This window comes from Bowmanella sp. JS7-9 (assembly GCF_004329715.1).
In the GTDB taxonomy this organism is placed as follows: Bacteria; Pseudomonadota; Gammaproteobacteria; order Enterobacterales; family Alteromonadaceae; genus Pseudobowmanella; species Pseudobowmanella zhangzhouensis.
The window spans coordinates 1-24118 of the sequence record NZ_JXSY01000016.1 but is presented as its reverse complement, the minus strand read 5'-3'; the positions used below and the strand labels follow the sequence as shown (position 1 = coordinate 24118).

The window sequence follows — 24118 nt, the reverse complement described above, 5'->3', positions numbered from 1 at the left end:
GGCCGCCCGTGCAGGCGATCAAGGCCGGGGGTTTGCCGTGGTGGCCGATGAAGTGCGTGATTTAGCCAAGCGGACAACTGAGGCCACCCAGGGAATCGAAGACGTTATTAAAGAAATCAATATTGGCAGCGAAAACGCGGTGAAAGCCATGTCCGATGTGGCTACTCAGGGCGCGGATATCGCCCAATCTATCGATCAGGTCGTCGACAGTATGCAGGTCAGTGCAGAAAACGCGGTTATCGCTGCACAAGCCATGAACAATGTCAGAGATACAGTGCATAGTCATTCGAACAGCAATAGCACGATTAATGAGGCAGTTAACTTATTGCACACCTCGGTTTCGGGAATTGAACATGACTTACACGAGGTCTCTGAGAAAGCTGCGCAGGTGAGTTTACAAACCGAGGGGATCTTCCGTTTTCTGGCGAACTTTGATGTTCAGGACAGAAATGCCAAAATACGCGAGGTAGCGATCTCTGCAGCTGCTACCATCGCAGATAATTTCGAACAGGCACTTAAATCCGGACGGATATCGGAGAGCCAGTTATTCGACTCGCAATATCAACCGATTGCCAATACGGATCCGATCAAATACAGCACCCAGTTCGATAAATTCACTGATGAGATCTTGCCATCTATTCAGGAGCCGATACTGCAACAACATGATTTTATTGTGTATGCGGGGGCGGTCGACCGTAATGGCTATTTCCCTACCCACAATAAAAAGTTCAGCCAGCCGCTTACGGGCAATAAAGACATAGACCTGGTGAATAACCGTACCAAGCGGATTTTTAATGATCCAACGGGTAAGCGATGTGGTGCAAATCAGGAAAAGTTTTTGCTACAGACTTATAAACGTGATACTGGTGAAGTGATGCACGACTTATCTGCACCTATTTTTGTGCGTGGTAAACATTGGGGTAATATTCGCATTGGGTACCATCCGGAACAGTAATCAATGGCAAAACCAAATAAAAATCAGCCACAAATTGCTAACCCACTGCAATATCTGGAGGCGGTTACCAATGCTCAACAACGACAGGATTGCACGGCACTATTGGCAATGATGGAGTCAGTCACGGGCACACCTGCGGTCATGTAGGGCGACAGCATGGTTGGCTTTGATTCCTATCATTATCGTTATGCCAGTGGCCGGGAAGGGGACTTTTTCATTACCGGCTTTGCTCCGCGAGCCACAAATATCAGCATCTACATTATGAGTGGTTTTGAGCCGCACCAAGAATTACTTGCGAGGTTAGGAAAATACAAATTAGGTAAATCTTGCTTGTATATTAAATCATTGGCAGAAGTTGATCGGGAGATACTCAGAACATTAGTCGAGGAAAGTGTGAACATTAAGCGCGCTCGCTACCACTAACAATCGCGCAATGCTTTTAGCACTTTTGAATGAAACTCGCGCTGGTAAAGCACCAGAATAACCAGCACGGTTGCCAGCATAAATACCCGTGCATCAATAAACCACGACAGTGTGGCCAGCGACAAATATACAGAACGTAATCCGTAATTGAAGGTATGGCCGGCCTGATCGATTACTTTGCCCGCCCGGTTTGCATATTGTTGTTGCTGCTGCTCATCCATATCTTTGCCCGGTGGGGCTGCACCGATTAATACGCTGGCAAAGCCATACTGACGAATGGACCAGGTAAACTGGAAAAACGCAAAAACGAAGATAAAAATCAACAGCAGAATTTTGAGTTCAATCAGGATCTCGCCGCCACTTGCGCGCGGCATGATGTGGCTAAGTAATGATGACAACTTGTCCGCAGATAACAGAGCGGTCAGTAAGCCAGCCAGAATTAGTAATGAACTGGATGCGAAGAAAGCGATATTCCGTTCGATAGTGGCAACGATGGAAACATCGGGAATGCGATTTTCACGGTTCAGCATTTGCATCATCCATGCATCCCGTTTACTACGCAGTTCGCTGGCCAGACATAAGGTGTTGCGCGCACGGCGTCTCGCAAACACCGTATATCCCACCCATAGCGCAAAAAACCAAACAATTGCGATGGTGTCCCACGAGGCCATGTAATCTCCTGCTTTTCGATTAGAATGATTCTTCCTGCGCCACTATTTTGCTACACTTGCGCGCTTTTTTTAAACGGTAATTTGAGAGTTTATGCAAGTCATGCTCGCCCCAATGGAGGGCGTTGTTGATCATCTAATGCGCGATATGCTGAGCCGGGTCGGTGGTTTCGATCTATGCGTCACGGAGTTTATTCGCGTTGTCGATCAAAAATTGCCGAAGCGGGTCTTCTACCGCTTATGTCCGGAATTGCTTAATGGCGGTTTAACGCCAGCGGGTACGCCGGTGCGCGTGCAGTTACTCGGCCAATCTCCGGAGTATTTGGCGGAAAATGCCGTGCGCGCGGTTGAGCTCGGCTCCCATGGCGTCGATTTAAATTTTGGCTGCCCGGCCAAAACGGTCAATAAATCGAAAGGCGGTGCGGTACTGCTAAAAGAAACAGAAACCCTGTATCAAATTCTTAAAGCGGTGCGGGGTGCTGTCCCCGCAGAGCATATTGTCAGTGCCAAAATGCGTCTTGGTTTTGAAGATAAATCACTGGCAATCGACAATGCGCTGGCACTGCAGGAAGGCGGAGCAAATCTGCTTGTGGTGCATGCCCGCACAAAAACTGAAGGGTATCGTCCCCCCGCGTATTGGGACTGGATCGCAAAAATCCGGGAGCATTTGCATATTCCCGTCGTCGCTAATGGAGAAATCTGGCAGGCAGATGATGCACAAAATTGCATGGCGCAGGCTAATACTGATCTTATTATGCTCGGCCGGGGGGCGTTAGCCATGCCTAATCTGGCGCAGGTCGTACGAGGGCACCAGATGCCGATGCAATGGCAGGATGTGAAGCAATTGCTGTTGGATTACTCTGGCTACGAGATTTTCGGAGATAAGGGGCGGTACTACCCCAACCGGATTAAACAATGGCTGGGATATCTGCAGCGCCAGTACAGTCAGGCTGAAGAACTCTTTAATCAAATCAGAACGTTACGTCAATCCGATGAGATAGTTAACGTGCTTTCACGTTAGTCAGTACATGACATCATTTTCCGTTGTTGCTAGGCTGGTCTTTCACTCACAACAAGAAAAACGCTATGCACACACAACGCAAAGGAATTCATGTACTGGCGCTCTGCATCAGTACTATGTGGTTAACTGCCTGTGACGATAAACCTGCGGCTCCCGCAGGGGAAAAAGTTGTTATCAATCAGGATCCCTATCCAAGTACGTATCAGGCGATGCCAAGCACGCCAACGCTTATCAGCAATGTTAATTTGCTCGATGGTATTGGCGGCATGCAGGAAGGCATTTCGGTGTTATTGCAGGATGGTAAAATCACTGCCATCGGCAAAGATATTCCGCAACCAGAAAACACACGTGTGATAGATGGGAGTGGTCGCTGGCTGACACCGGGCATTATTGACGTGCATTCTCATCTGGGGGTGTATGCCACGCCTGAGACCCAATCTCATTCTGATGGTAACGAAGCCACCGCACCTATCACCGCTGCCGTGTGGGCAGAACATAGTATCTGGCCACAGGATCCTGGTTTTCAACGCGCGCTTGCCGGTGGGGTCACCACATTACAAATCTTGCCGGGCTCGGCCAATTTGGTGGGCGGGCGATCCGTTACGGTAAAAAATGCGCCGAACCGAACCATTCAGGATATGAAGTTCCCGGGCGCGCCTTACGGCTTAAAAATGGCCTGTGGTGAAAATCCAAAACGGGTTTATGGCAATAAAGGCGGGCCATCTACGCGTATGGGCAACGTGGCAGGTTATCGTCAGGGCTGGGCTGATGCGCAGAATTATCAGCGTCAGTGGGATAAATATTATGAAGACTTTGATGCCGGTAAAAATCCCGCCCCGCCCAAGCGCGACCTAAAACTGGAAACGCTAGCAGGCGTGCTCAAAGGCGATATCCGTGTGCATATGCACTGTTATCGCGCCGATGATATGGGCACCATGTTAGATGTGATGAAAGAATTTAATTATCAGATCGCGTCATTCCAACACGCTGTTGAAGCCTACAAAATTGCCGACAAGTTGGCAGAAAATAATGTGTGTAGCGCCATGTGGGCCGACTGGTGGGGCTTTAAAATGGAAGCCTATGACGGAATTCGTGAAAATATTCCTATGGTCCATGCCGCAGGTGCTTGTGCCATTGTGCATTCCGACGACGATAAAGGCATTCAGCGACTGAATCAGGAAGCGGCCAAAGCGTTGAGTGATGGTCAACGTGCCGGAATCGATATTTCTAAAGCGACCGCATGGCAATGGCTGTCCGCGAACCCTGCCAAGTCATTGGGCATATTTGATAAAACCGGCTCGATTGAGCTGGGTAAAAACGCTGATGTGGTGCTGTGGAGTGCCGATCCGTTTTCGACCTACGCACAGACCGAGAAGGTCTTTATTGACGGAGCGTTGGCGTTTGATCGTCAAGATCCGGATAGCTGGCCGGTGGCGGATTTCGAGTTAGGGCAGACGGGTGAAGGAGACGCAAAATGAAGAAGTTAATTGGACTCGTTGCCGCGCTGTGTATCAATCCGCTGGCGCAGGCAGAGAAAATCGCCATCGTCGGTGGCACCATACATACCATGTCGGATGCCGGTACCCTGACGAATCAGGCCTTGCTGATGGACGGTAATAAGATTATCGGCTTCGTAGGCGCGGATGCCGTGCCGGCAGAGTACAGCCGATTTGATGCCACGGGTAAGGTAGTCACGCCCGGACTTATCGTGTCTAACAGTCAGCTGGGTTTGGTCGAAGTGGGATTTTCCGCAGGAATTGTTGATAGTAGTGCTGATCACAGTGAGTTTAGTCCACTTGGCGCGGCAGCCGATGTCTCCTATGCAATCAATCCGGCGTCCAGCCTGATGGGGATTACGCGCATGGAAGGGGTCACGCTGGCCGGTACCAGTATGAACTATACCCATGCAATGTTTCAGGGGCAGGGGGCGGTCATCAGCTTATCTGGTGCAGAACAACCTGTAGTCAAAGCCGCAGCCTTTATGCCACTGAATGTCAGTGGCCGTGCGGTGGATGGATTGGGTGGCAGTCGTGCCCTGCTATGGCCGCAGTTAATCACGGCGTTGGATGAAGCTATGGCGCGTAACGGTAAGCTGCTGGGACTTGATGAGGAATACCATGGTGCACTGACGCGGGCGGATCTGAATAGTCTGATTCAGGTAGTTTCCGGCAAGGTACGTTTGCTGGTTGAGGTTCAGCGTGCTGCCGATATTCGTCAGGTTTTATCCCTGATTAAACGCTATCCGGATTTGCAACTGGCCCTAAGTGGTGCCAGTGAGGCCTGGATGGTAGCAGGACAAATCGCTGAAGCCGGCGTGCCGGTAGTGATTAATCCGGAGTCGAATTTGCCCTATGACTTCGATCAGTTAGCGGCGACCCTGGCCAATGCCGGGCGACTGGCAGATGCGGGCGTGTCTGTGTGTATCGGGATGAATACCCATAACGCCCGGCTGATCACCCAATATGCCGGCAATGCGGTAGCCAATGGCTTGAGTTGGCAGGATGGGCTGGCGGCGCTGACGATTAACCCTGCGCGTATGCTGGGGGTGGACAACCAATACGGTTCACTGGAAAGCGGCAAACAGGCCGATGTGGTGATCTGGTCTGGCGACCCTCTGGAAGTGATGGAAGTGGCTGAACAGGTGTTTATTGGCGGTGAGGCGGTCGATATGCAAAGTCGCCAAACCAAATTACGTGACCGTTACTTGCATCGCGATCCTGCTAAGCCGGCACCTTATACCCGGCCTTAACAACCGGGCAGAGACTAAAAAAGCGCACTTCGGTGCGCTTTTTTGTGTCCCATCGTTGCCCTATGCGGTGGTGTTAATATTGCCACCCACTCGCTGCCCGGGCTGTGGCGCAGGAGGGGGCGATTCCAACTCTGCACTGGATTGCGGCGGTGGCGCCGGCTTGGGCGGCGGTGGCGGGGTATTTGCCGCCGGATTGTAAGGAATCGATGTGCTATTGCTGACGTCCATCTATCTGCCTCATGTTGATTCAGTCGTTACGTCAGTATAGAAAAGCCATGGCATTTTGGCGCAAGCTAGTGAGCGGGGATAAGAATATTTTCCAGCTGCAGCCGCATAAACTGCATGATTTGTGGCTGGGCCTGAGCTTTGGGATGAATGCCATCGGCTTGCATCAAGCTGGCATCCAGCGCGATATCATCAAGGAAAAACGGCACCAGCGGTACTTTGTGTTCAGTGGCCAATCCAATATAACTGTCAGTAAACATTTGGGTGTAACGTTTGCCGTAGTTAGTGGGGATGCGCATTTTCTGCAAAATCGGCTTAGCACCGTGCTCCCGAACCAATTCAATCATCAATTTCAGGTTTTCGCGCATTTCATTAATAGGGTACCCCTGCAATCCATCGTTTCCTCCCAGTTCAATCAGTACATGAGTGGGATTATGGGTTTGTAGCAGTGCTGGCAGGCGACTGACTCCACCGGCTGTGGTGTCGCCACTGATGGCTCCGTTAATCACCTGAATGTTTTTATCCTGCCACGCATTTTGTAACAAAGTTACCCAGCCTTGTTGTGGGTCGATACCATAACCAGCACTCAGGCTGTCGCCCAGTATTAACAGGCGCTGTGCGTCATTTTGCTGGTGTTCTGCCGCGTTGGTTGAGGCATTGGTCGCTTGTGCACTTGCCTGTAATGATCCAACCCACAGTGGTATAAGTAATAACCACACTAAGTGTTTCATTGCCCGGGGTTCTCCACTAAATGATTGAATGTAAATCAGTAAATAAGATCGTAACCACTACTGAAGGCCAGTTGCAAATATTGCGCGATATAAACCTGAAAGTAGAAGATGGACAAACCCTGGCTATTGTTGGGGCGTCTGGATCCGGAAAATCGACGTTACTTAGTTTACTGGCGGGGCTGGACGAGGTCAGCAGTGGAGAAATAATCCTGAATGGTCAGCCTTTACATGCGTTAGATGAAGAACAACGGGCATTAATGCGTGGCGCTAATGTGGGCTTTGTTTTTCAGAGTTTCATGCTGGTGCAGAGCCTGTCCGCGCTGGAAAATGTGATGCTGTCGGCGCAATTGGCTGGAGTAGACGATGCCAAAGGCCGTGCTGAGGCCATATTAGAACAAGTTGGACTCGGCCACCGGGCTAAACATTACCCCAACCAGTTAAGCGGGGGCGAGCAGCAACGGGTGGCCATTGCGCGGGCGTTTATCACTCGTCCCAAAATCCTGTTCGCCGATGAGCCGACCGGCAACCTTGACGCCACAAATGGCGAACTGGTCGAACAATTGTTGTTTAACCTCAATGCAGAGTCTGGCACCACCCTAATCCTGGTGACCCACGACAGCGTGCTGGCGGGTAAGTGCCAGCGTCAGGTTATCATGCATGCAGGTGAGCTAACCGAGTCAACTTCCCCATCGGAGCAACAGCGCCATGTGGGCTAATCTGGCGCTACGCTTGTTTCGCCATGAAATGCGCCGTGGTGAACTGAATATTATTCTGGCGGCAATCGTTTTATCCGTCGCCGCAGTGCTGTCGTTATCATTGTTCAGCGCCCGTCTGCAAAGTGCGCTAAATGATAAAACCGCTGAATTTATTGCCGGGGATCGGCAATTGTCCAGCCGTCAGGTCATCGACCCTGCGTGGCTGCAAAAGGCCCGCGAATTGGAACTGAACATTGCAGAGCAAATCAGCACGCAGTCGATGTTATTCGCTAATGGCGATCTGGTGTTGGCTGATATCCGTGCGGTGGACAGTGCCTATCCACTCAAAGGGTCGGTGAAGATCAGTGAACAAGCATTCAGCGCTGGGCGCGAAGTCACCGAGTTACCGCCTGAAAATCAGGTGTGGATGGATGCGCGACTGTTCCAGCTGCTGAATATCGAGCCGGGTGCTGAGGTTGAAATCGGTGACGGGACCTTCATCGCCAGTCGGGTGCTCTCTGATATCCCGGATCGCGGTTTTGCCGTATTCGGAAACGATCAACTGGTACTCATGCGCCTCGAAGATATCGCCAAAACCGGCGTGACCGGCCCGGGAGCGCGACTCAGCTATCGCTACTTTTTTACCGGTCGGGATGCCGATCTGGATGCATTTTATCAGTGGTTACGTCCGCAACTTAATCGCGAGCTTCATCGCTGGCGTTCAGTGAAAGACGACGAGTCTGCGATCGGTAATGCAGTACAAACCGCAGAGCGCTATTTTCTGTTGGCCATTATGCTGGCGGTGGTTTTGGCCGCCGTGTCAATTGCGGTTGCGGCGCAGCGCTACAGTCAGCGCCATTTTGATCCGGTTGCGATAATGAAAACTCTGGGCGCCAGTAAACGGCTAATCCAGAAAGTCTATGTGCTGCAAATTCTGTTTGTCACTATGCTGGGGATCGTCCTCGGCTGTGTGCTTGGCTTTGTGTTGCAGCATGGCGTGGTGATGCTGGTCTCAGATAGAGTCCCGGTGAGTCTCGATACCTGGTATTGGCAACCGGTCGGCATTGCAGTGCTTACCGGATTTATCTGCGCATTATTGTTCTCCCTGTATCCGTTAATGCAATTGTTTGGTATTCCACCGCTGAGAGTCCTGCGCCGCGATATTGAGGGTTCTGGTACAAAACGCTTAGTGCAATATGTGGCAGCCGGCGGTGCAATTTTCGCGCTGATGTGGCTGTACAGTGGCAATCTGCAAATCAGTGGTATTTTGTTTCTGACCGGGGCGCTGTTGGTGATTGCCTTGTTTGCCGTCAGTGTAGGCTTGATTCATATCGGCCGGTTACTGGGTAGCGGCAACATTGGCGCGTGGCAACTGGCATGGGCGAGGATTCAGCGCCGCGCAATGAATAACAGCGTGCAGCTAATCAGTTTTTCCGTGACATTGCTGTTATTGCTGGTGGTGCTGGCACTACGCAACGATATGATTAAACAGTGGCGCGAACAGCTGCCACAAGGCACGCCAAACTATTTTCTGGCCAACATCACCGCGACACAGTTACCTGTGCTGAAACAACAATTTACGGATTTTACCGTCAATGCCGGTGAAATCTATCCGCTCATTCGCGGACGATTGACTGAAATTGCTGGTGAAAAAGTCCAAAGTGCCGTCACGAAGGAAAATGAGCAACCTGCTGAAGCGCGTCGTCCGGGCCTTGGGCGCGAAGCCAATCTGACCTGGGCCAGCAATGTGCAAGCAGGTAACAAGGTAGTAGCCGGCACCTTTTTTGGTGACGATGTGGGCGACTACCCGGAAGTTTCGGTCGAACAAAAGATCGCAGAGCGACTGCGCATCACAATGGGCGATATCCTCACCTTTGACATAGGGGGGCAAACGTTACAGGCCAAGGTAACCAGCTTGCGCGAGGTTAACTGGCAAACCATGCAGCCTAATTTCTTTTTTGTCCTGCAGCCGGCCGCGATGCAAGATTTTCCGGCTACTTATATCACTAGTTTTCATTTAGATGGTGAGCGCAAGCAGGCATTAGCCAGCCTGTTGGCACCACTTTCCAGTGTCACCTTGATCGATGTGGATGCGCGGATTAACCAATTGCGCCAGATCATCGATCAGGTCTCGCTGGCGGTGGAGTTTATTCTGGTGCTGGTGCTAAGCGCCGGGTCGCTGGTGTTAATCGCTCAGGTGCAGGCCAGCATGGATGAACGTCGTCAGGAGCTGGCCATTTTACGCACCCTCGGCGCGCGCGGTGGCCTGATCCGTTGGAGTGTCGTGCTTGAATTCCTGATTATCGGGCTGGTGGCCGGATTGATGGCCGCACTCGCCCATGAAATCGCCCTGTATTTTTTACAGACTGAGGTCTTTAATATGAGCGCCTCCTGGCATTTTGAATACTGGCTGATAGCCCCGCTGGTGGGCGCGGCGGTCGTCGGTGTGTTGGGAGCGGTGAGTTGTTGGCAATTGTTGCGCATCAATACCGGTCAGTTACTGCGCAATATGTTGTAGTGCCAACGCCCCGTTTAACGGGGCGTTGTTGTTTTACAGACCCTACGATAGGTTTTTTCTATCAAAACAATTTATACAATCAATTATTCAAATCGATGCGGGCTCGCTAATCTAGCACCCGTAACGTTAAACAACCCCACAATTGGAGACATAAAATGGCATTAATCAACACTGCTATTAAGCCTTTCAAGGCGCAAGCATTCAAAGACGGCAAATTCGTAGAAGTCAGCAGCGATGACATCAAAGGGAAATGGGCGGTTTTCTTCTTTTACCCAGCAGACTTCACGTTTGTATGCCCAACTGAATTAGGCGACCTGGCGGACAAATACGCAGAGTTACAGAGCCGTGGCGTAGAAGTGTTCTCAGTATCGACTGACACTCACTTCACTCACAAAGCATGGCACGACGCGTCTGACACCATCGGTAAGATCAAATACGCGATGATCGGTGACCCAACAGGTGAAATCACCCGCAACTTCGACGTGATGCGTGAAAATCAAGGTCTGGCGGACCGCGGTACCTTTATCGTTGACCCAGACGGCATCATTCAGGCGATGGAAATCACCGCCGAAGGTATCGGCCGTGATGCAGATGATCTGGTACGTAAAGTAAAAGCAGCGCAATACGTTGCCTCTCACCCAGGTGAAGTATGCCCGGCTAAATGGAAAGAAGGCGAAGCAACGCTGGCTCCATCACTGGATCTGGTGGGCAAAATCTAAGCCTCGCCCAGCCTGTGTGGCCCGCTGCGGCGGGCCAATGTTTCACCCCAAGTCGGACAAACCGAGGAAGATTTATGTTAGATGCCAAATTAAAGCAGCAGTTAAAAGCTTATTTAGAAAACCTCAAAACCCCGGTTGAGCTGGTCAAATTTGTGGATGACAGCGCGAAGTCCGCAGAACTATCCACACTGGTTGACGAAATCGCCAGCCTGTCGGACAAAGTCACCATCGTTGCCGCGGATAGCAGTAACGAACGTATCCCCAGCATGCTGGTACGTTCAACCGCTACTGGCTCTGAAATGCGCTTTGCCGGCTTACCTATGGGGCACGAATTTACCAGTCTGGTACTTGCCTTGCTGCATAGCGGTGGACATCCGTTGAAACTGGATGCAGACACCATTGAACAGATTAAACAACTGGAAGGTGAGTATCGGTTCGAGACTTACGTTTCACTAAGCTGCCATAACTGCCCGGATGTGGTGCAGGCATTGAATATGATGGCGGCGCTGAATACCAATATTACCAACGTTATGATCGATGGCGCGCTATTCCAACAAGAAGTGGACGAGCGTCAGGTTATGGCGGTCCCCAGCGTGTACTTAAACGGCGAGTTGTTTGGCAACGGCCGTATGGAGCTGGCGGAGATTTTACAAAAGATCGATAAGAATGCTGACAAACGCGCAGCGGACAAGATTAATCAAAAGGCCCCATATGATTTTCTGGTGGTCGGTGGTGGCCCGGCGGGTTCTGCCGCGGCGATTTATGCCGCACGTAAGGGCATTCGTACCGGGATTATCGCAGAGAAATTCGGTGGCCAGTTGCTGGACACGGTCGGGATTGAAAACTTCATTTCAGTTACCTCGACCACTGGGCCAAAACTGGTGCAAAACCTCGAAGCCCATGTGACTGAATATGACATTGATGTAATGGCCAACAATCGTGCGGCGAAAGTGATCGAAGCGCGCGAAGAAGGCGGCTATATCAGCGTGGAGCTGGAAAATGGTGCGGTAGTGCAAAGCCGCAGCGTGATGCTGTCTACCGGCGCCCGCTGGCGCAAAATGAACGTGCCCGGCGAGGTTGAGTACGCGGGTAAAGGCGTGGCCTATTGCCCACACTGTGACGGGCCGCTGTTTAAAGGCAAGTCTGTGGCTGTGATCGGTGGCGGTAACTCAGGCATCGAAGCAGCGATTGACTTAGCGGGTATTGTTAAGCACGTGACCGTGCTGGAATTTGACAGCAAACTGCGCGCCGATGAAGTACTGCAGCGTAAAGCCAAAAGCATGGGCAACATTGATATCATTTTAAATGCGCAAACGACTGAGGTGCTGGGCGATGGCAGTCAGGTGACTGGCTTGCAATACACCGACCGTACTACGGGGGATAGTCACAAGGTTGAATTATCCGGGATCTTTGTCCAGATAGGCCTGGTGCCTAACTCTGAGTTCCTGAAAGGCACGGTAGAGTTAACCCCACGCGGTGAGATTATTATTGGTGCGCACAACGAGACCAATATCCCGGGTGTGTTTGCGGCGGGCGATGTAACTAACATCCCTTACAAGCAGATTATTATCGCTATGGGGCAGGGCGCGAATGCGGCACTGGGTGCATTTGATTACCTGATCCGCACGCCTGTTCCCGCCAAAGAGGAGGCGGCTGCGTAACTAATTTGGAGTTTTCCTAGTCTCCAGAACGAGTGTCTGACACTCACTCCTTTGCCCCCGCCATCGCGGGGGCTTTTTTTTACGAGATGAAACGTTAATCCGCAGCAATTTGTGAACAGGCGATCACTTTGGCCGGAGGTGTAAAAGTTGACACTATCAGGCATATCGCCCGCTGTAAGGCATTAAAAAGCCCGGTGATTACCGGGCTTTTTACAGGGTTAATTTGCCTGATTGTGTACGTCTTTCATGGCACGACCGGATGGGTCGGCATTATTCTGGAAGCTGGCATCCCAGGCCAGGGCTTCCACGGTTGAACAGGCGATGGATTTTCCACCTGGGACACAGCGGGCGGCACTTTCCTGCGGGAAATAACTCTCGAAGATGGTGCGGAAGAAATAGCCTTCTTTGGTATCCGGGGTATTCACTGGGAATCGGAACGCGGCAGTGGCCAGTTGTTGATCACTGACTTCCTGATTGGCGAAGTCGTGAATTGAATCAATCCACGAGTAACCGACACCGTCACTGAACTGTTCTTTCTGACGCCACAGCACTTCTTCCGGCAAATATTGGCCATTATCAAACGCGGCACGCAGGATATGTTTTTCAATCTTGCCATTGCCGCACATTTTGTCCGCAGGATTAAGGCGCATGGCCACATCCATAAAGTTTTTATCCAGAAACGGTACGCGCGCTTCCACACCCCAGGCGGAGGTGGCTTTGTTCGCGCGGGCGCAGTCAAACATATGTAAACGATTGATTTTTCTGACGGTCTCTTCGTGGAACTCTTTCGCATTGGGCGCTTTATGGAAATACAAATAACCGCCAAACAGTTCATCTGAACCTTCGCCGGACAGTACCATTTTGATCCCCATCGCTTTGATTTTGCGGCTCATCAGATACATCGGCGTTGAGGCGCGGATGGTGGTGACGTCGTAGGTTTCCAGGTGATAAATCACGTCACGAATGGCGTCTAACCCTTCCTGCACAGTGAAGTGTACTTCGTGGTGAACGGTGCCAATCATTTCAGCAACTTTACGTGCGGCAATTAAATCCGGTGCGCCTTCCAGGCCCACTGCAAAGCTGTGCAGGCGCGGCCACCAGGCATCTGATTTACCCTCATCTTCCACGCGCTTAGCCACATACTGTGCGGCCACAGCGGAAACTAACGATGAATCCAGACCGCCGGATAGCAATACACCGTAAGGCACGTCCGACATCAGATGTGAACGAACGGCATTTTCAAACGCAGTTTTCAGTGCGGCAAGATCGGTATGATTGTCTTTAACCTTGTCATACTCCATCCAGTCGCGCTGATAATATTGTTTCAGCTCGCCGGTTTTACTCCACAAATAATGCCCGGGCGGGAATTCGCTAATGGTTTTACACACCGGCGCGAGGGCCTTCATTTCTGATGCCACATAAAAGTTGCCGTGTACGTCGAAACCGGTATACAGCGGGATAATGCCGATATGGTCACGGGCAATCAGGTATGCATCCTGTTCTGCGTCGTAAAGTACAAAGGCGAACATGCCTTCCAGCGCATCTAAAAACTCAACGCCGTGCTGTTGGAACAACGGCAGAATAACTTCACAATCCGACTCGGTTTTAAACGGGTAAGGTGTCGCCAATTGTTTTTTCAGCGCGTTGTGATTGTAGATCTCACCATTGACTGCCAGTACCTGATTATTATTTTGACTGATCAAAGGTTGGGCACCGGTATTCACATCCACAATAGCCAAGCGTTCATGGGCTAAAATGGCGTGATTATTATTCCAGATCCCGGACCAGTCGGGGCCACGGTGACGCAGAAGTTTAGTGAGCTCCAGCGCCTGCGTTCTCAATTCTGTGACATCACTTTTGATGTCAAGAATGGCAAAAATACCACACATATCAGGCTTCTCTCTTTGTATCAGTCAAAAGGTGAACGGTTATAACCGTCAGTACTGCGGAAAGTAGGTTGTTGTAATACAAGGCAGGGATTACTTTCTCGTCTCTGAATGTGCCAGCCTCACAGAAAAATGCAAGACAAACAAAACGAATTTTGCGCATTTTGGTTATTAGTGGAACAAATGGCAGGGCGCGGCCTGTTTTTAGAGGTAATTGTGAAATATTTGTAACAAAAAGCCGGGCGAACCCGGCTTTTTTATTTTGCATGAAAGGATTACTTGCGCTGAAATTCGCTGGTGGCTGACCATTGTGGCCAGTTAGCCGAATTAGCGACCTGATAGCCCACGTCAAACAGTAACTGCGCATCTTGCTGCACACCACTAAAATCCCAGCTATCACGGAATTCGTCACACACTTTGTGATAACAACCGCGGATCACCAGATTGGTCTTTTTACGGTATTGTGCAGTGGCGTCGTCGACAGGCTCTTCACCCCCTTTGGCATACAGTGCTGGTACGCCATTTTTGGCAAAGTTAAAGTGATCAGAGCGATAGTAGTAGCCTGCCTGTGGATGACCTTCCTGCGTCAATACCCGGTTCTGACGCTGTGCAGCGGCTTCCAGATATTGTTCCAACTCGGATTTGCCCATGCCAATTACGCTGACATCTTTGGTACGGCCTAACAGGTTCATCGCATCCATATTGATATTAGCCACGGTTTTCGCAAGCGGAATAACCGGGTGTTCGGCATAGTATTTGGAGCCGAGTAAGCCCTGCTCTTCGGCGGTGACCACTAAAAAGGTAACGGAGCGTTCTGGCGCGGTACTGAGGCTGGCAAATGCCTTGGCCATCACCAGCGCCGAAGCGGTGCCTGTGGCGTTATCATGGGCTCCATTGTAAATCTTGTCTTCGCCTTCCAGATTGTCGTGCTTACCCAAATGATCCCAATGGGCAGTGTAAATCAGGTGCTCATCCGGCGTTTTGCTTCCTGGCAAGGTGGCAATGATGTTGTTGCTGGTGGAGCGTTTCAGCTTGGCTTTAACCGTGACGGACGCAGTGGTACCCAGCGCCTTTTGGTAAGGTGTCTGCATTGCTTTGGCTTTTTCAGCATCGAAATCCAGCCCACGTTCAGCAAATAATTGCACGGCCGCATCGCGTGAAATCCAACCCTCAACGCCGACTCTGTCCATATTGCCGTTTTCTTTAACCAGACCATATTGCGGGCCAGTCCAGCTGTTAGCGACAACCGACCAATCATAGGAGGCTGGGGCAGTTTCATGCACGATAAACGCGGCGGCAGCGCCCTGGCGGCTGGCTTCTTCATATTTGTAAGTCCAGCGGCCGTAGTAGGTCATGGTTTTACCCTGAAATTTACCGCTGTCGGGGTTTTCGAAGCCCGGATCATTGACCAGAATAATCACGGTTTTGCCTTTTACATCCACACCGGCATAGTCGTTCCAGTCGTATTCCGGCGCATTCACGCCGTAGCCAACAAACACCACATCGCTGTCTTTCAATTCCACCAACGCTTGCTCGCGTGAGGTACCTGCGACCATGTTTTCTTTGTATACCAGCGTTTGTTCACCCAGTTGCAGGCTCATGTCCTCATCGGCGGTGATTTCCAGCAGCTCTACCGGTTGCAGATAGCTGTCGCCATTACCTGGCTGCAGACCGAGCTTTTTAAATTCACCGACTAAAAACTCGATGGTACGTTGTTCACCTACGCTGGTTGGCGCGCGGCCTTCGAATTCATCAGAGGAAATGATTTTGGTATACTCGCGCAAATCAGCCGCGCTGATATTGGCATAGGCTTGTTCGAAACCTGTTTGTGGTTGCGCCGTGGCTTGAGATGCTGGCGCAGGCGCAGGCGCGTCACTGCAGGCGGTAAGGCCCAATGCCAGAGGCATCATAGCCAGAAATGTTTTTTTCATTGTTATCCCTTGTTTCTAGCGATTTAACTCACAGGACTCTACACGAGCACCATGCAATATCAAGCACCTGCAAAGTGGCTTTCTGACATTTGGTCGCAATCGCCCTTTACCCAGCTTCGCACACTCGACTTTGCTGAACTGAGTAACTTCCCGTCGCTTAGCTGGTTAGAACGGCGAATAGGTGGGCCAGTTGGTTTCGCCAGTCAGCAGGAGTTGGATAGCTCCGGCCTGTATTACGAAGAATTTATTTACACCCATCAACGGGTACCGACCCGCGCGGATAACTGGCACGATTTATTTAATGCCGCTATGTGGGCGCAGTTTCCGCAAAGTAAAACGCTGCTCAATCAGCAGCATATGCAGGATATTGCCGAACACGGCTTGAATCCGCGTACACCAAGACGAAACCGCATTACCCAATTTGATGAATGCGGCGTAGTGTTGGCGGTAGCCAATACCGATTTGGCCGAAAAACTGGCTGCGCATCAATGGAGTGAGGTGTTTGTTGAACATCGCACCGCGTGGGGTAAAGAAATAGGCGCATTCGTGTTTGGTCATGCCAATTTTGAAATGCTGTTAAACCCGTTTATTGGCCTGACCGGTAAATGGCTGCCGGTGGTAGTGGATGACTGCTTCTTTGCGCAAACGTTATCCGAACAGTTGGCAGTGCTTGATAAGGCATTGGCACAACAAATTAATGACAATGTGTTCGCCCATAAAGGCTCGATGCATCCCTTGCCCCTATTAGGCGTGCCGGGCTGGTATGCGGAAAATAAAAACGCCGGATTTTATGCAAACCCGGCGTATTTTATGCCCAAGCGAGTGGGGCGTTAGATCATTTTGAATGCTGCCCAGATACCGTAAATCAGTACGGTTGGTGCGGCAGCAATCAACCAGGCTTTGCCACCTTTGATATTGGTCCATTGGCTGATACCGGCAGCGGTCAGATAAATAGACCACAGTACTTCCAGTTTGATGCCGTTGGCCCAGCCAAACCAGTTATCAGTAAAACCGATTCCTGCGACAAATGCCAACGATGTTGGAGACAGTGCGCCCGGTGCTAACTGATGGTTGTCAGCGGTGACGATGATCGCCATAGCAACCAGTCCACCCAGAATCATCGGCATGGCCGTCCACCAGGTAAAGCCGTACCAGTCGGTATAACCTTGTACGTTGTCCTGATCAATCTTAGTGGCCAGGCTCAGGTACAGGGCAATCACTGCGTTGATGATAATGATCATAATTGGCCCGCCAATCGCCGAGCCCAACTGATAAGTCTTTGCAGACATACTGTCTTTCATGCCCTGAATCTGTGCGGGGCTCATGTCACTCTCTACCGAGGCAACAATCTGGCCTTTGATCCATTCAAAATCCACAAAGCCCCAGTACAGATAAGCCGGCAGAGCAGCCAGCACAATGACCAGAAAAAACGGTACCCACGACCAGTTGTGCGTGGTTTTAAGTGTTGCGAAAACGCCGTTAGGCTTAAAGAAAATTTCCGTACAAGCCTGCAGCGGGTTAGTGACGGTTGTCATCAGTGTCTCCCTGTTATCGTTATAGCTTGTTACATTAATTGATTGTTTTTGCTGTTGTAAATGCCTAACCGATAGGGTGAGATAGTTGTTTGTTACATGATGTAACAGGCCATCATGATTTCAGGGGAAACAGGATGATAGAAATAAAGCATTTGGCGAAGAAGTTTGCGGTGGAAAACCCGAAAAAGCTCAGTGAACAGGAGCGCAAGGATCCACGTCTGCAAGGACGTTTTTTTCATTCCGTCAAAGATGTTAGCTTCAGCTGTAAACAGGGTGAAGTATTGGGCTTGTTAGGCCCCAATGGTGCAGGTAAAACCACCACGTTGCGTATTCTGTCCACCGCGTTGAAAGCCGATGCGGGGCAGGTGATGATCAATGGTCATAATGTGCTGGAAAACCCGTTAATCGCGCGTAAGAAAATTGGCTTTTTATCCGGCACTACCGGGTTATATGGCCGCCTGACCGGCCGGGAAAATATCGCCTATTTCGGTCAGTTACACGGATTAACCGCCGGGGAAATTGCTTCGCGTATCGATGAGTTGGCCAACTTGTTGGATATGCAGTCGTTCTTAGATCGCCGCGCGGAGAATTTCTCTACCGGTATGAAGCAAAAAGTCTCCATTGCCCGCGCGGTAATTCACCAACCGGAACTGGTGGTACTGGATGAGCCAACTACCGGGTTGGACATTATGGCTACCGCCACCGTGATGGAATTTATTCAGCGACTGAAGTCCCAGGGTACGCCGGTGATTTTCTCCACCCACCATTTAGATGAGGTACAGGAACTGTGTGATCGGGTTACCGTTATCGATCAGGGTGAAACCCGTTTTGACGATACCGTCGAGGCATTCAGTGCATTGGCCGATGGCAAGCTACACCAGAGCTTCCTGTCCGTGCTTAATCAATCACAAGTTAAGGGAGTCGCATAACGATGTGGATGATATTCAGAAAGGAATGGAAAGAATTACTGCGTGATCGTAAAACGCTGTTTTTTATGATTGCGTTACCTATGCTGCTTTTCCCGTTGATCTTTGGTGCCATCATCTTTTTCACTGCCAATGCCGTAAAAGATGCCGAAAGCAAAGTATTGAACTATGCGATTGTCGGCGCGGAGTATTCCACGCAAATAAGCCAGGCACTGGCCGATGCGCCGGATAAGTTTAAGCGTATCGAGATAGATGCCAACGCAGATTATGCGGTGCTCATCAAAGACAAAACGGTTGATTTTATACTGGTTATCCCCGCTGAATTTGGCACCAATGTGTTGGATAATGGCCCGCAGAAAATTGCGCTTTACCTCAATGATGCCGGGCTAAACATGGTGTATCGCCGGGTTAATGAAATAGTCAGCGATTTATCTGACCAGGTACAGCAGGACAGTTTCGCGCGTCTGGGATTAAGTGAAACCCAGCAGCAAGGCTTGCTAGAGCCGGTGTCGCTGGAGCGTAAAAACGTCGCGGATGAACGGGAAAACTGGGGTGAAAAGATTGGCGGCATGCTGCCTTACATGATCTTTATCCTGTGTTTACAGGGTGCGATGGCACCGGCGGCGGACTTAGGTGCCGGCGAGAAAGAGCGTGGCACGCTGGAAACGCTGCTTATCTCTCCGATGGAACGTTACAAGCTGGTGATGGGGAAATTCCTGACAATCGGGTTCGCGGGGGTAACCTCGGCGCTGATTACCGTCGCCAGTTTAGCCCTATGGGGATTAGTCTTGTCGCAGGGGCTGGCAATTGCCAAAGTGGCCGCGTTTATGGCGATGATTGGTTGGATTGATTTCGTGCTGATCTTCCTGATGCTGATCCCGGTGGTGGCCATTTTCGCCGCGGTGCTGTTAAGCCTGTCGATTTATGCGCGCAGCTTTAAGGAAGCGCAAAGCTATATGGGCTCACTGATTATCTTTGTGCTGTTACCGGTAATCATTGCCCTGACGCCCGGTGTGAAGCTGGAAGGTCACTGGGTGTGGGTACCACTTACCAACGTGGCATTGGCGATGAAAGAACTGGTCAAAGGCACCATGGATTACTTTGCCCTGATAGGTATCTTTACCTCCACTGCAGTGATTGCCGTTGCGTTGATTGCGTTTTGCATTCACTGGTTTAATAAAGAAAAAGTGTTGTTCCGCTAAGGAAAAACACCAGTTAATTAGCGCCGGTAGGGTTATCCTGCCGGCTTTTTTATTGGCTTTGTACAAAAAATCCGCAAGCGCACTGGCGCACCACGTCAGTTGATTGAGCCTTCGCTATGGACTTGCTACATTGCCAGCACCAAAAGTTTGGTGAACTCACCTATAACGACAACAATCTGGAGTACCCATGCGTAAAACGTTTGTCGCTGCAGCCATTACTGCGGCACTGGCCTTGTCGGCCTGTTCTAACCCGGAAAAAGCGGAGTCCAATGTGGCAAGCGCCCCTGTTGCAAGCAATGTTTTGATGGAAAAGAGTCCGCTGCCTTATCAGGCTCCGGAATTTAACAAGATCACCACTGCTGACTACGAGCCAGCTTTTGCTGCCGGTATGGCGGAGCAGAATGTGGAAATTCAGGCGATTATCAACAATCCGGAGCCTGCCACGTTCGAAAACACGACCCTTGCGTTGGAACAAAGTGGCGAGCTGTTAAACCGCGCAGCCACTATCTTCTTTAACTTATCCAGCATTATTTCTGATGATGAATTTCAGCGCATCGAAGCGGATTTTGCGCCGACTTTATCGGCCCATCAGGACAACATTTATTTGAACGATGCGCTGTTTCAGCGGGTAAAAGCCGTGTATGAGCAGCGTGCACAACTATCCGGTGAAGACCTGCGCCTGGTTGAGAATCAGTTCCAGCGTTTTGAGCGCGCCGGTGCCAACTTATCGGATGCTGACAAAGACAGCATGCGAGCGCTGAACGAGCAAATCACCAAACTACAGACGCAGTTCTCGCAGAACATTCTGGCATCGTTCAAAAACGACACCATTTTAGTTACGGATGTGGCACAGCTGGACGGTTTGTCAGAAGGTGATATCGCTGCGCTGAAAGCGGCAGCAGAAAAAGCCGACCAACAAGGCTATTTGATTTCACTGGTGAACACCACGCGCCAACCTGTGCTGGGTAGCCTGACGAATCGCGCGCTGCGCGAAAAAATCTGGCGTCAGTCTGCCGGCCGTGCAATGGACATCAATGGCCCGATCATCCTGGAACTGACCAAAGCGCGCGCTCAAAAAGCCGCGTTATTAGGTTATCCAAACTGGGCCAGCTATTCGATTGCCGATCAGATGGCGCAAACCCCGGAAAACGTATTTGCCATTCTGGATGATCTGGCGCCGATGGCCGTTGCCCGCGCTAAACAGGAAGCGGCGGATATCGAAGCTATTATGCATGCCGAAGGCGTTGAGGGTGATGTTCAACCATGGGACTGGGCGTTTTACGCCGAAAAAGTGCGCAAAGCCAAATACGACATGGATGACAGCCAGGTGAAGCCTTATTTCGAGCTTAATAACGTGCTGGAAAAAGGCTTGTTCTTCGCGATGGAAAAGCTCTACGGCATCACTTTTAAAGAGCGCACCGATCTGCCGCTGTATGTGGAAGATGCTCGTTTGTTTGAAGTATTCAATGATGATGGCAGCAGCATTGGTCTGTTCTACTTCGACCCTTATGCCCGTGAAGGCAAAGCCGGCGGGGCATGGATGAGTGAATTTGTAACGCAAAGCTTCCTGAACAATACCAAACCTGTGGTGTATAACGAACTGAATATCGTTAAGCCTGCAGCAGGCGAGCCAACCCTATTGAGCTTTGACGAAACCTCGACTTTGTTCCACGAATTTGGTCACGCTGCCCATGGGTTGTTCTCACAGGTGAAGTATCAGAGCCTGGCAGGTACTGCCACCGCCCGTGACTTCGTGGAATTCCCATCACAGGCCCATGAAGACTGGGCGATTGAGCCGTCGGTACTGGCTAACTATGCCAAGCACTACAAAACCGGCGAGGCGATTCCACAGGAACTGATGGATAAAGTGCTGACCTCGGTGAAATTCAACTCTGGCTTTAACACCACCGAATATTTGGGTGCGGCACTACTGGATATGGAATGGCACATGATTGGCGCCGATGAGACCATCACTGATGTGGCTGCATTTGAAAAAGCCGCATTGGCCAAACACGGTATTGATTATGCGCCGGTTGCACCGCGCTATAAGTCTAATTACTTCAGCCACACCTTTGCTGGTGGCTACTCTGCCGGTTATTACGCTTACCTGTGGACCGAAGTACTGGCGGCCGATGCGTTTGCCTTTATGCAACAAAACGGTGGCTTGACCCGTGAAAACGGTGACCTGTACCGCAAGGAAATTCTGTCCAAGGGTAACAGCGAAGACCTGATGGAAAACTATGTGCAGTTCCGTGGCCAAAAGCCAACGGTAGACGCCTTGTTAAAGCGTCGCGGATTGGTTGATTAAGTGTTCAATCGCAAATAAAAAACGCCCCGTCTAAACGGGGCGTTTTTATATGCAGGCACGATCCTATGATCCAGTTGATGCTTTTGGTCATTTGCACACAGCAATAGGCATTCATGGCTTTATGTTGGGGGAATAAGTCACACGTTTCTTCTGGCAAACTTAGCTACTCAGTCAAGCGATTGGTGTATACAGGTTAATGAAGAATGGGGTAATTTGAATCTGACCCCCGTTTATTCTGTTTTAGCGTAACATGTCCGAAATTTAGTATGTGAGGTCTCAGTTTGTCAAAGGTCAAAACCATCATAGCTTTTATAACTTGCGCATATCTTCTGTCTTTTACTTTATCAGGAGCATTTCAACTTGTTTTTAATGATTATTACAAAGTCACTTCTGTCAATAAGACATATACTACTCAAGAAATAAGCGAAGCAAAGGTTAAGGTAAAAAAACAAGCGCAAGAGTTATTGCAAAAAGCTAGGGAAAATAATGACTTGGTGTACGCAAAACTCCTCTGCTTTCTTATTATTTTTGTTGGTGCTGCTTATCTCGCTTTCTTAAGGGTGTCGTTTAAGGAAGGTTTTTACTGTATGTCACTTGGATTGATTGCAATCTTTCTTGAAATTATATTTTTAGGATTTGGTATTGTATTATTTCCGCTTGTTCTTTTGGTGTATATTGGTGGCAGGGTCTTACTAAAGAAAAAATAGAGCATTAGTATTTTGATTAGATGTGTTGGATATTAATATTCTGAAATATAAGTGAACAAAAATAATTAATAATGAGATAAACATCGCCGGCTTACTATTAGCGAACGCTCCAATAACCATTATGACCCTGTTTTATTGCCAAATCTCACTTTAAACGCCAGTAGGCTGGGCAGCGTTGGTCAGAGGAGATGGTAATCCGTTCACAGTGAAGTGGTTAATTGGGGACAGCGCCGACAGAATTTGGGATCATAACAACTGGTGGCTGGGCAATGGCATTGGTTTTATTTGGGCGGAGAAACTCAAACGATAGGTGTATACAGGTTAATGAAAAATGAGGTAATTTGGATCTGACCCCGTTTATTTAATAGTAGGTTTGTTCGAAATGCTGGTGAGGTTGGGAATGAAAAGTATTAAATTTAATTTTTGGTTGCCATGTTTGTTTTTATATCTTCTTGCAATAAATTTTACATATGGCAAGGGGGTGAAGTTTGAACAGTTGTCAATTATAAAAATTGTTGCCTATCCAGAGGGTTTTAATAATAAAGCCATAGTTACCAGTGGTTATTTAATTTTTAATCAGGGAGAGGGTCCGCATTATGGATATTGGATTTCTCCATTTAAAAACTTTGATCCATATAGCTCCATTTATTTGGGTTTTAACGATGAGCAAATTACATCTCATTATTTCGATGGTAGCTTTTGTGGTGTATCTGGTTTTTTTGTCTATAGAGAAGAGTTGAAATCTATGGAATTGAAGCCTGTAGATGATTTTATAGATGTGTATTGTTATTGAGTAAGTTTAATTGATGTGTGTTTTTAATATCGTGGGACTGAGTAAACTTTTTTAATCCATATTCCATATTCCAGATTTCATGCCAGACTGAATCCAATGGCGCAGTTTGTTGAGTCGTTTAAAATGCTTCGGTACGGCATCCATGCCGTTTTTCGCCGACTCCCGTCTTGGCGCCCCCTTTTGGAAAGACCCAAAAGGGGAAAAAGGTCTTTCGCTCCCGTAATTTGCTGATTCCTCACAAAACGGATTTCGCATTTCGAACCGGCGCAAGGCAACATCCCTGTAAGGCTATGCGCCTTGGCCTGACATCCTGTCAGGCCATTCGACGAAATCCGTTTTATGTCGGGCAAATTAAGTCGCATTTCAGGCGGCTGCGCCGCCAAAAGAATCGCGCTCCGCGCGGGCTCTTTATGTCCCTTCAGAAGCCCCCTGTTTTGCGCCAGTCAGACGCCGGTAAATTTTCAT

At 49.8% G+C, this 24118-nt stretch carries 22 protein-coding genes; 16 read left to right on the top strand and 6 right to left on the bottom strand.

Going from position 1 to position 24118, the window contains the following annotated elements:
• The 3 genes from TK45_RS09470 to TK45_RS16295 form a co-directional block, all read left to right on the top strand.
• Nucleotides 1–955: methyl-accepting chemotaxis protein (locus TK45_RS09470; RefSeq protein ID WP_254426581.1), on the top strand; the 955-nt coding region annotated here is incomplete at its 5' end.
• 3 nt (nucleotides 956–958) lie between these two features.
• A complete protein-coding gene (locus tag TK45_RS16300; protein ID WP_217350824.1) occupies nucleotides 959–1102 on the top strand; it encodes a hypothetical protein in 144 nt (47 codons plus the stop codon).
• 9 nt (nucleotides 1103–1111) lie between these two features.
• Nucleotides 1112–1378: a DUF1801 domain-containing protein gene (locus TK45_RS16295; protein WP_217350823.1), complete on the top strand. Its 267-nt coding sequence runs from the start codon at nucleotides 1112–1114 to the stop codon at nucleotides 1376–1378.
• Here the strand turns inward: TK45_RS16295 and TK45_RS09460 are convergent.
• Nucleotides 1375–2049 carry a DUF599 domain-containing protein gene (locus TK45_RS09460; RefSeq protein WP_131258413.1) on the bottom strand — a complete coding sequence of 225 codons (675 nt, stop codon included), beginning with the start codon at nucleotides 2047–2049 and terminating at the stop codon, nucleotides 1375–1377. The two genes, TK45_RS16295 and TK45_RS09460, sit on opposite strands and share 4 nt — an antisense overlap.
• A gap of 91 nt (nucleotides 2050–2140) precedes the next feature.
• Between TK45_RS09460 and TK45_RS09455 the strand changes: the two genes are divergently transcribed.
• From TK45_RS09455 to TK45_RS09445, 3 genes are all read left to right on the top strand, one after another.
• Nucleotides 2141–3067, top strand: coding sequence for a tRNA-dihydrouridine synthase (locus TK45_RS09455; protein WP_131258412.1), 927 nt, complete (start codon nucleotides 2141–2143; stop codon nucleotides 3065–3067).
• Nucleotides 3068–3132: 65 nt separating this feature from the next.
• On the top strand, nucleotides 3133–4545 hold the full coding sequence (locus TK45_RS09450) for an amidohydrolase (RefSeq protein ID WP_131258411.1): 1413 nt from the start codon (nucleotides 3133–3135) through the stop codon (nucleotides 4543–4545).
• Complete coding sequence (locus TK45_RS09445; RefSeq protein WP_131258410.1) at nucleotides 4542–5816, top strand: amidohydrolase family protein; 1275 nt, start codon at nucleotides 4542–4544, stop codon at nucleotides 5814–5816. Before TK45_RS09450 ends, TK45_RS09445 begins: the two co-directional genes overlap by 4 nt.
• Nucleotides 5817–6109: 293 nt before the next feature.
• Here TK45_RS09445 and TK45_RS09440 read toward each other — a convergent pair whose 3' ends face one another.
• Nucleotides 6110–6772, bottom strand: a complete 663-nt coding sequence (locus TK45_RS09440) for an arylesterase (protein WP_131258409.1) — start codon at nucleotides 6770–6772, stop codon at nucleotides 6110–6112.
• A 20-nt stretch (nucleotides 6773–6792) separates the two neighbouring features.
• Here TK45_RS09440 and TK45_RS09435 point away from each other — a divergent pair, with 20 nt between their 5' ends.
• From TK45_RS09435 to ahpF, 4 genes are all read left to right on the top strand, one after another.
• Nucleotides 6793–7488: an ABC transporter ATP-binding protein gene (locus TK45_RS09435; protein ID WP_131258408.1), complete on the top strand. Its 696-nt coding sequence runs from the start codon at nucleotides 6793–6795 to the stop codon at nucleotides 7486–7488.
• Nucleotides 7478–9985 carry an ABC transporter permease gene (locus tag TK45_RS09430; protein ID WP_131258407.1) on the top strand — a complete coding sequence of 836 codons (2508 nt, stop codon included), beginning with the start codon at nucleotides 7478–7480 and terminating at the stop codon, nucleotides 9983–9985. The genes TK45_RS09435 and TK45_RS09430 overlap by 11 nt, the downstream gene beginning before the upstream one ends.
• A gap of 155 nt (nucleotides 9986–10140) precedes the next feature.
• Nucleotides 10141–10704, top strand: a complete 564-nt coding sequence (gene ahpC, locus TK45_RS09425; RefSeq protein WP_131258406.1) for an alkyl hydroperoxide reductase subunit C — start codon at nucleotides 10141–10143, stop codon at nucleotides 10702–10704.
• Nucleotides 10705–10778: 74 nt separating this feature from the next.
• Entirely contained in the window at nucleotides 10779–12365 is a 1587-nt protein-coding gene (gene ahpF / locus TK45_RS09420; RefSeq protein ID WP_131258405.1) for an alkyl hydroperoxide reductase subunit F, read from the top strand.
• 218 nt (nucleotides 12366–12583) lie between these two features.
• Here the strand turns inward: ahpF and asnB are convergent, their stop codons facing one another.
• The 3 genes from asnB to TK45_RS09405 are packed head-to-tail and all read right to left on the bottom strand — an operon-like array spanning nucleotide 12584 to nucleotide 16182.
• Nucleotides 12584–14254: an asparagine synthase B gene (asnB, locus tag TK45_RS09415; RefSeq protein ID WP_131258404.1), complete on the bottom strand. Its 1671-nt coding sequence runs from the start codon at nucleotides 14252–14254 to the stop codon at nucleotides 12584–12586.
• Nucleotide 14255: 1 nt separating this feature from the next.
• On the bottom strand, nucleotides 14256–14519 hold the full coding sequence (locus TK45_RS09410; protein ID WP_131258403.1) for a hypothetical protein: 264 nt from the start codon (nucleotides 14517–14519) through the stop codon (nucleotides 14256–14258).
• 7 nt (nucleotides 14520–14526) lie between these two features.
• Entirely contained in the window at nucleotides 14527–16182 is a 1656-nt protein-coding gene (locus tag TK45_RS09405; protein WP_131258402.1) for a M28 family metallopeptidase, read from the bottom strand.
• A 51-nt stretch (nucleotides 16183–16233) separates the two neighbouring features.
• Here TK45_RS09405 and TK45_RS09400 point away from each other — a divergent pair, with 51 nt between their 5' ends.
• Nucleotides 16234–17016: a DUF3025 domain-containing protein gene (locus TK45_RS09400; RefSeq protein ID WP_131258401.1), complete on the top strand. Its 783-nt coding sequence runs from the start codon at nucleotides 16234–16236 to the stop codon at nucleotides 17014–17016.
• Here TK45_RS09400 and TK45_RS09395 read toward each other — a convergent pair.
• Nucleotides 17013–17717, bottom strand: coding sequence for a YIP1 family protein (locus TK45_RS09395; protein WP_131258400.1), 705 nt, complete (start codon nucleotides 17715–17717; stop codon nucleotides 17013–17015). The two genes, TK45_RS09400 and TK45_RS09395, sit on opposite strands and share 4 nt — an antisense overlap.
• Before the next feature lie 134 nt (nucleotides 17718–17851).
• On the opposite strand from TK45_RS09395, the gene TK45_RS09390 reads away from it, so the two are divergent.
• The 5 genes from TK45_RS09390 to TK45_RS09370 all read left to right on the top strand — a co-directional run bounded on the left by TK45_RS09390 (nucleotide 17852) and on the right by TK45_RS09370 (nucleotide 23653).
• Nucleotides 17852–18646 (top strand): ABC transporter ATP-binding protein, encoded by a 795-nt coding sequence (locus TK45_RS09390; RefSeq protein ID WP_131258399.1) that lies wholly within the window; start codon nucleotides 17852–17854, stop codon nucleotides 18644–18646.
• 2 nt (nucleotides 18647–18648) lie between these two features.
• Nucleotides 18649–19845 (top strand): ABC transporter permease, encoded by a 1197-nt coding sequence (locus TK45_RS09385; protein ID WP_131258398.1) that lies wholly within the window; start codon nucleotides 18649–18651, stop codon nucleotides 19843–19845.
• A 187-nt stretch (nucleotides 19846–20032) separates the two neighbouring features.
• Nucleotides 20033–22153 carry a M3 family metallopeptidase gene (locus TK45_RS09380; protein WP_131258397.1) on the top strand — a complete coding sequence of 707 codons (2121 nt, stop codon included), beginning with the start codon at nucleotides 20033–20035 and terminating at the stop codon, nucleotides 22151–22153.
• Between the two features lie 281 nt (nucleotides 22154–22434).
• Nucleotides 22435–22860 carry a hypothetical protein gene (locus TK45_RS09375; protein ID WP_131258396.1) on the top strand — a complete coding sequence of 142 codons (426 nt, stop codon included), beginning with the start codon at nucleotides 22435–22437 and terminating at the stop codon, nucleotides 22858–22860.
• Between the two features lie 400 nt (nucleotides 22861–23260).
• The gene (locus TK45_RS09370) at nucleotides 23261–23653 is read left to right on the top strand and encodes a hypothetical protein (RefSeq protein WP_131258395.1); all 393 of its coding nucleotides are present in this window, start codon (nucleotides 23261–23263) and stop codon (nucleotides 23651–23653) included.
• Nucleotides 23654–24118 lie beyond the last annotated feature (465 nt).